Source organism: Kitasatospora sp. NPDC057692 (assembly GCF_042799475.1).
Classification (GTDB): Bacteria; Actinomycetota; Actinomycetes; order Streptomycetales; family Streptomycetaceae; genus Kitasatospora.
This window is the reverse complement of sequence record NZ_JBHVIV010000059.1, coordinates 1-11,509: the sequence shown is the minus strand read 5'-3', so window position 1 is coordinate 11,509 and position 11,509 is coordinate 1. Positions and strand designations below refer to the sequence as shown.

Below are 11,509 nucleotides of genomic sequence, written 5' to 3'. Positions count from 1 at the left end.
CCGTCCTGCCCTTTCGGCCCTCTCGGCCCTCTCGGGCAGCCCGGGTGTCAGCCGTCGCGCTTCTTGCGCCGCAGTCCGAACATCGCGCCCGCCACCGCGAGCAGGAACAGCACCCCGAGCGTCTGGTCCCCCGCGCCGGCCGAGGACGAGTCGCCCTCGGCCTTCTTCGAGGGCGCGGCCCCCGCGCCGGAGGGCGCCGGGGCGGCCCCGTCCGTCCCCGGGGCCGGGGTCGGCGTGGGGCTCGGCAGCGGCTTGACCGAGTCGGGGAGCCGGTCGCCGTCCAGCGTCGACCGCGAGACCGGGCTGTCCTTGCCCTCGGTGCCGTAGAGCAGCGCCCGGCCGTCGGCGGTGAAGGTCACCGACTCGCCCTGGCGCTGGAAGGGCACGGAGAGCGATTCCCCGCCGCTCGGCGCGCCGTCCTTCCAGCGGTAGAGGGTGGCCGAGAAGTAGCCGCGCAGCACCAGCCGGGTGCCGTCCGGCGAGAAGGCGCCGTCGGTGGTCCACGGGGCGTCGGCGATCCGGCGGAAGGTGTTGACGCCGCTCGGGGAGAGCTGCTCCGGGCCCTGGTAGAGGCCGCCGCCGCCCTGCTTCTTGCTGGCGATGTAGGCGCGGCCGGTCACCGGGTGGACCATCAGGGCCTCGGCGTCGCGCGGGCCGTCCTCGTAGCGGACCTTGTAACGGGTCACCTGCACGGTCTGGTCGTGGAGTTCGGCGGGCTCGGCGAAGGCGTAGATCCAGACCTCGGGCCACTTCCCGCCGAGGTTGTCGCCGAGGTCGCCGACGTAGAGCCGGCCGTCCGGGCCGAGCGAGATCGCCTCGACGTCGCGCGGCTCCACGCCGCGCAGGGTGACGGTGGCGACGGTCCGGCCCTGGGAGTCGACGGCGTAGACGTAGGGGCCGTCGTCGCTGTCGTTGTGCGTCCAGTAGACGCCGGGGTGCCGCTGACTGGCCGCGAGGCCGCTGGACTCGGTGATCCGCGGGTCCCCGATGGTGAACACCTGGCCGTCCCGGTCCGCGGCGCGGGCCGGCACGGCGCCGACCACGGCGGTGGCGGCGACCACGGCGGTCACACAGGCCGCGGCCAGCGCGGCGGGGAGCCTCGTCGTTCGCGTCCTCAGCATCGCCCGATCCTCCCACGACCGCGGCGGCGGAACCGGCCGACCCTTTTTCGTCATCTTGACGAGAAATGGGGCTTCCCAATATCGTCACCATGACGACAAGGAGCTGATCATGGCCGACATCACCAAGCGCTTCGGGCTGCGCCACCTGCGCGCCCTGCCCACCGCCCACATCCGCCACGTCCGGCGCGGCCGCCTCGCCCACGACGGCACCGGCCTCGCCTTCTGGTTCCGCCCGCTCAGCGCCGTGCTCTCCGAAGTCCCGGTCGACGACCGCGAGCTGGCCATGCTCTTCCACGCCCGCACCGCCGACTTCCAGGACGTCACCGTCCAGGGCACCCTCACCTACCGGATCACCGACCCGGCCACCGCCGCCGCCCGCGTCGACTTCGGCATCGACCCCGACACCGGCAGCTGGCGCTCCGCCCCGCTCGACCAGCTCGCCACCCTGCTCACCGAGACCGCCCAGCAGCACGCGCTCGGCCTGCTCGCCCGCACCCCGCTCGCCGCCGCCCTGGCCGACGGCGTCACCGCCGTCCGCGAACGGATGGCCGCCGGACTCGCCGCCGAGCCGCGGCTCGCCGAGACCGGGCTCGCCGTGATCGCCGTCCGGGTGGTCGCGCTGCGCCCCGAACCGGAGGTGGAGCGCGCGCTGCGCACCCCCGCCCGCGAACTGGTCCAGCAGGAGGCCGACCGGGCCACCTTCGAACGGCGCGCCGTCGCCGTCGAGCACGAGCGCGGCATCGCCGAGAACGAGCTCGCCAACCGGATCGAGCTCGCCCGGCGCGAGGAGCAGCTGATCACCCAGCAGGGCGCCAACAGCCGGCTGAAGGCCGAGGACGAGGCGGTCGCCGACCGGATCCGCACCGACGCCGAGGCGCAGCGCCGCACCCGGCTGGCCGGTGCCGAGGCCGACGCCGCCCGCGCCCTCGGCGAGGCCAGGGCCGCCGCCGAGGCGGCCTGGCTGGCCGCCCACCAGCAGGCCGACCCGGCGGTGCTGCGGGCGCTCGCGCTGATGCGCCTCGCCGAGCACCTGCCGCGGATCGACAGCCTGACCCTCACCCCGGACGTGCTCACCGGCCTGCTCGCCAAGCTCGGCGCGACCACCGGCGAGGGGGCCGGGCGGTGACGCTCGCACCCCGGGTGGTCCTGGTCCACCGCCGCACCGAGTACCAGGAGCTGCTCGCCCACCACGGCACGCCCGGCCAGGCCGCGTACTTCCTGAGCAGCCGGGGCCGGTCGGTCGAGGAGATCGAGCTGCGCCACCGGCGGCAGGAACTGGCGCTCGCCGAGGCGGCCGGCGCGGTGCCGCTCGACTGGCGGCGCACCCGGGTGGAGCGCGCCGACCTGTCGCGGTTCCTGTTCGAACCGGAGGACGTGGTGGTCGTGGTCGGCCAGGACGGCCTGGTCGCCAACGTCGCCAAGTACCTGGCCGGCCAGCCGGTGATCGGCGTGGACGCGGAGCCCGGCCGCAATCCGGGCGTGCTGGTCCGGCACCGCGCCGAGCACCTGGCGCGGCTGCTGCCGGCCGCCGTCGGCCCGGGCGCCGACCGGCGCGCGGAGGAGCGGACCATGGTCGAGGCGGTCGCCGACGACACCCAGCGGCTGCTCGCCCTCAACGAGGTGTACGTCGGCCAGCCCGGCCACCAGACGGCCCGCTACCGGCTGGCGGTCGAGGACCGGCCGGGCGGGGCCGACGAGGGCGAGCCGCAGGCCTCGTCCGGCGTCCTGGTCGGCACCGGGACGGGCGGCACCGGCTGGTGCCGCTCCGTCTGGCTGGAGCGCGGCGGCCCGCTCGCCCTGCCCGAGCCGACCGCCCCGGCGCTCGCCTGGTTCGTCCGCGAGGCCTGGCCCTCCCCCGCCACCGGCACCGGCCGGGTGCACGGCCTGCTCGACGCCGGCCGGCGGCTGGTCCTGACGGTGGAGTCGGACCGGCTGGTCGCCTTCGGCGACGGCGTGGAGGGCGACGCGCTGGACCTGGCCCGGGGCCAGACCGTCCGGCTGGGCGTGGCGGCCACCCGGCTGCGGCTGCTGGGCTGAGCCCGGGCCGGATGTGTCCCGGGCCGGGTGTGTCGCCCCGGGCGCCGTTCAGGTACTCGCGGCCAGATCGGTCGCCGCGGCGGCGGTGTCCGGGTGGCCGGGGCCGAGCACCCTGGTGCGGGCCGCCACGACGGACGCCAGGAGCGCGCCGGCCTCGGCCGACCGCCCCTGGGAGCGGAGCGCCAGCGCCAGGTGGTGACGGGTGCGCAGGGTGTCGGGGTGATCGGCCTCCAGGGCGCGCTCGCGGATCTCCAGGACCGCCCGGTGCTCGGCCTCCGCCTCGGCCGCCCGTCCCATCTCCCGCAGCGCGACCGCGTGGTTGTCCCTGCTGAACAGCGTGAACGCGTCGTCCGGGCCGCGCACCTCGGTCAGCAGCCCCAGCACCGCCCGGTGCTCGGCCTCCGCCTCCTCGACCCGGCCCAGGTCGCGCAGCACGTTGGCCAGGTTGTCGCGGACGATGAGGGTGTCGGGGTGAGTGGGTCCGAGTGTGTCGGTGCGGGCGGCGGCCACCGCCCGGTGCTCGGCCAGCGCCTGGGGCAGCCGGCCCAGCCGCCGCAGGGCGCGCGCGGCGTTGTTGCGGCTGTTCAAGGCCTCCGGCCCCGGCACGGCGGCGGCCCGCCGCCAGCCCACGACCGCCAGTTCGTACCGCCCCTGGGCGTAGGCGGTGGCGGCGGCCCGTTCGGCCTCGGCGGGGTCGGCGCCGGTCACGATCAGCCGCACCACGGGCTCGGGCACGGGATCGGCCGGTCCGGCGGCGCGCTGGGTGACGTCCAGCAGGTAGTCGAACACCCGGACGTGGTCCCCGGACGGCTGGAGCAGCGCCGTGGTCGCCCGGCGCGGCCTGGTCGCCCACTCCCAGGCCTCGTCCAGGGGTTCCGGCCGCAGCCGGTCGCCGCCGGACCGCTCCAGGTAGTACGTGTGCGCCGCCTCGACGAGTGCGCGGGGCATCGAGGCCGAGTGCCCCGCCCGTCGGACGTCCACGGCCGCCGTCACCAGCGCCGCGGCCCGGGGGTGCCCGGGAGCGTGCGCGCTGGTGTTCGGGCTCCACGCGTCCTGCCAGAGCCGCAGCAGTTCGGGGCCGGCCGCGAGGTACTCGGCGAGACCGTACCCGCCGCCCAGGGTGAGGGCGCTCTCGATCCGGCGGTCCCAGGCGCGCAGCCGGGCCCGTTCGGTCTCGGCGGCGCTGAACAGCCGGGGCAGGTAGACCCGGTGGGCCTGGCGGACCACCTCCGCGGCCTGCTTGGGCGCGCCCCGGTCGTCGTCCTCACCGGTCAGCAGGGCCTCCTCGGCCGTCCGCAGGGTGGCGAGGACGACGCGGTGGTGGCCTCCCGCGCCGAAGAGCCGCCCGAGGTCCTCGCGCCGCAGCCCGCCGGGCCCCAGGTAGCCTTCGAGGTCGTTGAGCCAGAGCACGCAGCGGCGCTCCCGGGCGGCCAGCGCGACGATCGCCGGCAGGGCCTCGCGGTCCTTCGGCGCGAGCAGCAGGTGGTCACCGAGCGTGGCCCGCATCGCCTCCCACGCCGACCGCGACTTTCCTGCCGTCGAGTCCCCCACCAGCAGGACGAACCCGCCCCGGGCCAGCGACTCGCGCAGCTCCGCGTCGGCGTCGCGGGGCACGTAGGCCGGGACCCGGTCGATCGCGCCCTCCTCGGGCTGGAGGGCGAGCGCCGGATGGACGCCGAGCAGCACCGGGTCTGCCGCGTCGCGGACCCGGAGCAGTGAGCCGTCCGCGCGGACCAGGGCGCCGTTCAGGACCCGGGCGCGGTCGTCGTCGGCCGCCTTGAACGCCTGCCGGTACCGCTCCTGCCACAGCCCCAGCAGGGCCACCGCGCCGGCGGCCGCCGCGCTCACCGCCGCCACCGTCCACGGGCCGGTGATCCCGAGGGCGAGCACCACGGCCGGCGCCGCCGTCAGGGCGCCCAGGCACGCCACGATGACCATCAGCCGCCCGTGCCGCCGCTCCCGCATGCCTCCTGTTCTGCGCGGCGCGGAACGGCCCAAACCTCCCGGGGCCGGCGGCCCCCGGGAGGTCCGGCGGATCAGCCTTCCGCGGTCCGCTCCGACGGGTGGCGGACCACGACCACCGGGCAGTGCGCGTGCTGGACCATCGCCTGGCTGGTGGAGCCCAGCAGCAGGCCCGCGAAGCCGCCCCGGCCGCGGGCGCCGACCACCAGCAGCTGCGCCTCCCGGCTCGCCTCGATCAGCGCCGGCCGGGTGTGCGCCTCGACGACCTCGGAGCGCAGCTCGACGTCCGGGTACTTCTCCCGCCAGCCGGCCAGCGCCTCGGAGAGCACCCGCTCCTCCTGGTCGGGCCAGCTGGTGCTCGGGTGGGCGATGTGCAGGGCGGTCAGCGGGGCGCGCCGGGCGGAGGCCTCGGCGAAGGCGAAGCCGAGCGCCTCGGCGCCCACCCCGCTGCCGTCCACCGCCGCCAGCACCGGACCGGCCGGGTCCGGCCGGCCGCGCACGATCAGCACCGGGCAGTCGGCGTGCGCGGCCAGGTGGACGGCCACCGAGCCGATCAGCAGGGCGCCGAACCGGCCGAGCCCCCGGCTGCCGACCACCACCAGGCCGGCCTCCCGCGACCAGCGGGAGAGCACGGTCAGCGGCTCGCCGGTGACCAGCTCGGTGGCGATCTCCAGCCGCGGGTCCAGCGCCTCGGCGCGGGCCCGGGCGTCCGCCAGGATGCCCTCCGCCTGGTGCCGCAGCCCGCCCTCGGGCGGACCGTCCTGCGCCGGCCCGAGCGGGACGCGCATCAGCGGCCAGATGAACGCGTGCACGATCCGCAGCCCGGCGCCGCGCAGCCGGGCCTCGTGGACGGCGACGTCCACGGCGGCCAGGCTCGCCTCCGAACCGTCGACGCCCACCAGCACCTGGTCACTCATCGCCGGCCTCCTGCTGCTTCTCGTCCCGCTCGTAGGGGACGACGGCGACCGGGCAGGGCACGTGGTGCAGGACGGCGTGCGCGACGGCGCCGATGTGCGCGCCCAGCGGCGACCGGCGGACCCGCCGCCCGATCACCACCAGCTCCGCGTTCGCGGCGCGGTCGGCGAGCACCTTGGCCGGGCGGGCGTTCACGGCCTCCTCGACCACTTCCACCTGCGGGTACTTGCTCTTCCACGGCTTGACCACCCGGGCCAGCTCGCCCTTCGCGTACACCAGCATCTCGCCGGTCACGTCGACGCTGGCCGCGATGCCCGCGTACTGGTACGTCGCCGGCAGCGTCCAGGAGTACACGGCCCGCACCGGCAGCCCGCGCCGCTCCGCCACCTCGAAGGCGTGGGCGAGCACCGCCTCGGCGCCCTCGAACGGGTCGACGCCGACCACGACCTCGCGCGGACCGGCCGCCTCCTCCTCGTCCTCGCCCCGGCGCACCAGCACCACCGGGCAGTCCGTCCGGGCCAGCACCCGCTGACTCACCGACCCGACCAGGAACCCGGCCACCGCGCCGAACCCCCGCGAGCCCAGCACCAGCAGCTCCGCCGGCGCCCCGTCCGGCTCCTGCGCCCCGGTCACCTCGTCGACCAGCGCCCGCACCGGCTCGGTCGGCACCTGGACGGCCTGGACCGTCAGCTCCGGCCACCGCTCCTGCACCCTCAGCTCGGCATCACGCAGGGTCACGTCCGCCTGTCGCCGCGCCAGATCCACCGTCCCCAGCACCGACAGCGGCGTCACCACCGTCGGCCACGCGAGCACCACCTTCAACGGCAACCCCCGCCGCGCCGCCTCCTCCGCCGCCCAGTCCAGCGCGGCAAGGCTCTCGGGCGAACCATCGACACCGACGACGACGGACCTTGGCATGACGACCTCCGGCAGTTCTCGAACAGGATGCGGCCGGGCGGGGTGGAAGCCCGGCCGCAACCACCACCCTTCCCGCCCCCTCCCAGTCCACCCAGAGTCCAAGGTCCCCGCCACCCGGCCGACGGTCCCGCCCCTCGAACCCGAGGCCGTCAGCCCTCCCGCCAGTTCCGGTACCCGTGCGGGGGAATGTTCCAGGAACCGTCGCTGAAGGGATTGGGCAGCGTCCCGTCCAGAGCACCGGCGAGAAACTCGCCGAAGCCCATCCCGTACCGGCGCCACGGGGCCGTTCCGTACGGCACCTGGCGCCTGAAGACGACGACGTCCCAGCTCTCGGGATCGAGCGAATCGCAGATCCAGAACGCCACGTCACCGTTGACGGTCGTCGCGAAGGGAAGAAGCCTGTCTTCCTCCGACAGCTCCACGACGCCTGCTCCGCCATCCGTCTGCGGTTCCTCCCGCGGATCGAACCCGAGCCCGTCCAGCAGCCGACTCTCGGGGCGGCCTTCCGCCGGCGGGATGCGGACCGCGAGGTATTCGTTCAGCTCACCGCCGCCGAACACCGCGACGAAGTCCCGGTAATCAGCGGGAAGGCGCAGGCCCGTCTCCCTCTCCAGCGCAGCCCAGTCGACAACATCCCCGCGGCCTTCTGGAACGCCGAGCAATCGACCGACCATCACAGGAGAAGATATCCCGTCTCCTCGCAAGCCATCACCGAAAATATCGAATTCGCACCAGCGCACCAGCCAAGCTAATCACCTATCGGCTCAAAAAATCGCGGCCTCTCGCTGAACTCAACCAGTTCATCGAAATCAATCACTTCCGGATCGGGATCCAGATACCGCAAATCCCGTGCAAACTTAACGATGAATTCACTGAACGAGCCATCGAAAACCACAGGGTCAATGCCGTTCGAATTGGTGACGATCTTCCATTGATCCGGATTCTCGTCACACGGCCAGAAGAAATGCTCATCCCCAGACTGGTCATAGCCCCACGAGATAAGCCCACCCGGACTCGGGAAGAAACTGAACGGATACCTGCCCGGCTCGGCTCTCCATGACCGGCCGAACGAATCATTAATTCTCGTCATCCGCGACAGGAGGGGCTCAGGGCCCTCAGGGTGGAAAATTACCAACTCCCCACAGATCAATCCCGGACCATAGACATCGACAAATTCCTTGAAATCACCAGGAAGGTGCGATCCAAGATACGCCTCAATCTCTCCCCAGGCGCCAGCCTGATAGTCGTGAGCCGACGGCGCGCCAAAGATCCGAGAAATCCCGTCAAGATGTGACAAGTCTAAGCACTCCACTGAACGAGGACAGGTGCAGGCCATCGTAGTTCAATACCACCACCCCATCAAGTGCCAGTTGCTGACCATGCGCGCCGCGAACCCTGGCGGAGGACTGCTGCGACTGGGGTTCATTTGCAGCTACTTCCCGCCGAATCCGCACTGTTGATGATCTCGCAATTAACCTCCACAGAGCCGAAGGCGAAGAAATTCACCGAGGTAGGGATCGGCGACGACTTGTTCCCATAGACGGGAGTCACCTCAACGAAAACACTCCCACCACTCTTAATGGATTTCACAACCTCATCTTCCGCATTGTCATACATCCACTGATTTGCCACTTGATACATTGTCACAAAGTTCCGAGTGTCCGAGTTCGCCTGGAGGTTGTGCGCCCAGTCCAGCTGGCCGTCGGCCTTGTAGCCGAAGTAGGTGGTGCCGGTGGACTTGTCCCAGCGCTTGGTCTGCCGGCCCTCCGCGTCGTACTCCCAGGTCTGGGCCTGGGCGTTCAGGTCGGTGCCCGCCTTGAGCAGCAGGCCCCGGTCGTTGTAGGTGTACGCCTGGCTCGCCAGGGCGGTCGCGTTGTGCTGGACCAGGTTTCCGACCTTGTCGTAGACGAACTCGCGGTCGGTGGTGGCCGTCTCCGCGCCGGTGCCGTTCTCGCGGACCACGCGCCCGGCCGGGTCGAAGGTGCGGGTGTTCACCACGCCGCCGGGCTCGGTGAGCTTCACGGCCTGCCCGGCCACGTCGTACGCGGTGGTCCAGGTGCGGTCCGCCGCGGCGGGGTGGGCGGTGGTGGACGGTTCGACCGTGCTCTCGGGAAGGCCCCAGGCATTGAACGTGTAGACGGTGGTGTTGCCGCGTCCGTCGGTGAGACGGGTGCGGTTGCCCGCGGCGTCGTAGCCGAAGGTCGTGGTGATCGACTGACCGGCCGAGACGGGCTCGGTGAGCGCGACCGGGCGGCCGAGCACGTCATAGCGGGTGGTGGTGACGGCGCCGGACGTCGGACTCGTCGTGCTCACCGCCCGGCCTTCGAGGTCGAACGCCGTGGTGACCGTGCGCAGGACCGTACCGGCGGAGTCGAGGTCCTCGGCGACGACCGGGTTGCCGAGGCCGTCGAAGCGGGTGCGGACGGCCTCGCCCATCGGGGTGGTGCTCTTGACGAGGCGGCCGGCGCCGTCGCAGTCGCGGCGGCTGGTGCGGCCGAGCGGGTCGGTCGCGGTGAGGATCTGGCCGGCCACGTTGTAGGTGGCCTTCCCGACGCTGCCGGTGGGGCTGGTCGCAGCGGTCTGGTTCCCGGCGTCGTCCCAGGTGAACCTGCTGGTGAGGTTCTGCAGGGTGGGCTTGCGTTCGACGACGGTGGCGGTGAGCACGCGGCCGAGCTGGTCGTAGGTCGCCTCGGAGCGGGCCCCCACCGGATCCGTGGCGGAGAGCTGGAGGCCGGTGGGGGTCCAGGTCGAGGTCCAGGTGGGCGGGTTGTCGTCGACCGGGGGCTGCAGCCCGCCGAGCGAGTTGGGCTCCACGCGCTTGGTCTCGTGGTCCAGGCGGTCGTACGCGAAGGTGGTCCGTCGCCCGGCCGGATCACTGGCGGCCACGACACGGGACAGCTTGTCGTACTCGACCGTGCTGGTGGCGGTGAGCGGGGTACCGGCTCCGGGCGGTGTGTAGGCGGGCAGGGTGGCCGCGACGGCACGGCCGAGCCGGTCGACGGTGGTGCGGGCGACGCGGCCCAGCGGGTCCTTCGCGGAGACCGCCTCGCCGAAGGCGTTGTAGCCGGTCGTGGTGATCGGCCGGACGTTCGCCGCGGCACCGCCACCGCTCTCCGCCGACACCGGCGGCGAGGTGACGGTGGTGGCGCGCGCGAGGACGTCGTAATCGTACGTGGTGGTGTACGCGGCGATCGGTACAGCACGCGGAACCCACCAGACAGTCAAGGGAACGCAAACAGAGCGTGCGCAGGTATATCTGACTGTCATCATCTTGCGATCAAGATCACGCATCAAAGTCGATCAAACGTGCACGATCAGGAACGAGCCAGCCACCTCACGGCAGGGTGAGGATGCGGGGGCCGTCGGGAGTGATGGCGACGGTGTGTTCGATGTGGGCGGCTCGCGTGCCGTCGGTGGTGCGGAGGGTCCAGCCGTCGGGGTCGGTGGTGTGGGTGTCGGTGCCGCCGGCGATGAGCATGGGTTCGATGGCGAGGACCAGGCCGGGCTTGAGGGGGTAGCCGCGGCCGGGGCGGCCCTCGTTGGGGAGATGAGGGTCCTCGTGCATGCGGCGGCCGATGCCGTGGCCGCCGTAGCCGCCCAGGAGGCCGTAGCGGGCGGTGCGGGCGACGGTGCCGACGGCGTGGGCGATGTCGCCGGTGCGGTGGCCGGCCACGGCGGCGGCGATACCCGCCTCCAGGGCGCGGCGGGTGGTGTCGATGAGGCGGACGTCCTCGGGGCGGGCGGCGCCGACGGTGAAGCTCACGGCGGCGTCGCCCGCCCAGCCGTCGAGGACGGCGCCGCAGTCGATGCTCACCAGGTCGCCGTCGCGCAGCCGGTAGCGGGTGGGGATGCCGTGCACCACGGCGTCGTTGACGGAGGCGCAGATGACGGCCGGGAAGGGCACCGGGGCGAAGGACGGACGGTAGCCGAGGAAGGGGGAGGTCGCGCCCGCCTCGCGCAGCACCTCGTGGGCCGCCTCGTCGAGTTCCAGCAGGCTCACGCCGACGCCGGCCGCCCGTTCCACCGCGGCCAGCGCCGTGGCGACGACCCGCCCGGCCTCCCGCATCGCGGCCAGTGCCGCCTCCGACTTGAGCTCCACCATGAGGTCCTCCGACCGACCGATCCAATTCTTATACCGGTATTTGTATCACGGTCGAAGTGGTGTCGGCGGCGGGCGGCGTGGCCTACCATCGGGGGCATGGTGAGGACTCCGCTGACCCCAGGGGAACGCGAGCGCGGCGAGCGCTTCGGTGTGCTGCTGCGCGAGGCGCGGGGCGGACGCAGCATGGTCGAGGTGGCGGCGGCAGCCGGGGTGTCGGCCGAGACGCTGCGCAAGATCGAGACCGGGCGGGCGCCGACGCCGTCCTTCTTCACCGTCGCGGCACTGGCATACGCGCTGGGGCTCTCCCTGGACGAGCTGGCCACCGCCTGTGCGGCGCCGGGCGAGGACGAGGGCGAGGCGCTGTCCGCCTGAGCCCGGAACCGGGACGGCGTCGGCCGGCCGGGGCCCCCGAGGGTGATCCGCACGCCCACGGCGATGGGGCGGGCTCTGATGG

11 protein-coding genes are annotated in these 11,509 nt (G+C 73.2%); 3 read left to right on the top strand and 8 right to left on the bottom strand.

The features are described 5' to 3' along the window. Positions 1–47: 47 nt before the first annotated feature. The gene (locus ACFVFS_RS28060; RefSeq protein ID WP_380627493.1) at positions 48–1,121 is read right to left on the bottom strand and encodes a hypothetical protein; all 1,074 of its coding nucleotides are present in this window, start codon (positions 1,119–1,121) and stop codon (positions 48–50) included. 109 nt (positions 1,122–1,230) lie between these two features. Here ACFVFS_RS28060 and ACFVFS_RS28055 point away from each other — a divergent pair, with 109 nt between their 5' ends. Then, positions 1,231–2,247: an SPFH domain-containing protein gene (locus tag ACFVFS_RS28055; RefSeq protein WP_380627491.1), complete on the top strand. Its 1,017-nt coding sequence runs from the start codon at positions 1,231–1,233 to the stop codon at positions 2,245–2,247. Continuing rightward, entirely contained in the window at positions 2,244–3,158 is a 915-nt protein-coding gene (locus tag ACFVFS_RS28050; RefSeq protein ID WP_380627490.1) for a hypothetical protein, read from the top strand. The genes ACFVFS_RS28055 and ACFVFS_RS28050 overlap by 4 nt, the downstream gene beginning before the upstream one ends. A 48-nt stretch (positions 3,159–3,206) precedes the next feature. On the opposite strand, the gene ACFVFS_RS28045 is transcribed toward ACFVFS_RS28050, so the two are convergent. The 7 genes from ACFVFS_RS28045 to map form a co-directional block, all read right to left on the bottom strand. Further along, complete coding sequence (locus ACFVFS_RS28045; RefSeq protein ID WP_380627489.1) at positions 3,207–5,123, bottom strand: tetratricopeptide repeat protein; 1,917 nt, start codon at positions 5,121–5,123, stop codon at positions 3,207–3,209. A gap of 71 nt (positions 5,124–5,194) precedes the next feature. Beyond that, positions 5,195–6,037 (bottom strand): universal stress protein, encoded by an 843-nt coding sequence (locus ACFVFS_RS28040; RefSeq protein ID WP_380627488.1) that lies wholly within the window; start codon positions 6,035–6,037, stop codon positions 5,195–5,197. Further along, entirely contained in the window at positions 6,030–6,953 is a 924-nt protein-coding gene (locus tag ACFVFS_RS28035) for a universal stress protein (protein WP_380627487.1), read from the bottom strand. The genes ACFVFS_RS28040 and ACFVFS_RS28035 overlap by 8 nt, the downstream gene beginning before the upstream one ends. A 149-nt stretch (positions 6,954–7,102) precedes the next feature. Beyond that, a complete protein-coding gene (locus ACFVFS_RS28030) occupies positions 7,103–7,693 on the bottom strand; it encodes an SMI1/KNR4 family protein (RefSeq protein ID WP_380627486.1) in 591 nt (196 codons plus the stop codon). Positions 7,694–7,701: 8 nt separating this feature from the next. Next, entirely contained in the window at positions 7,702–8,250 is a 549-nt protein-coding gene (locus tag ACFVFS_RS28025; protein ID WP_380627485.1) for an SMI1/KNR4 family protein, read from the bottom strand. A gap of 125 nt (positions 8,251–8,375) precedes the next feature. After that, complete coding sequence (locus ACFVFS_RS28020) at positions 8,376–10,178, bottom strand: hypothetical protein (RefSeq protein WP_380627484.1); 1,803 nt, start codon at positions 10,176–10,178, stop codon at positions 8,376–8,378. Positions 10,179–10,287: 109 nt separating this feature from the next. After that, positions 10,288–11,055: a type I methionyl aminopeptidase gene (gene map / locus ACFVFS_RS28015; protein ID WP_380627483.1), complete on the bottom strand. Its 768-nt coding sequence runs from the start codon at positions 11,053–11,055 to the stop codon at positions 10,288–10,290. 96 nt (positions 11,056–11,151) lie between these two features. Here map and ACFVFS_RS28010 point away from each other — a divergent pair, with 96 nt between their 5' ends. Continuing rightward, entirely contained in the window at positions 11,152–11,427 is a 276-nt protein-coding gene (locus tag ACFVFS_RS28010; protein ID WP_380627482.1) for a helix-turn-helix domain-containing protein, read from the top strand. Positions 11,428–11,509: the final 82 nt, after the last annotated feature.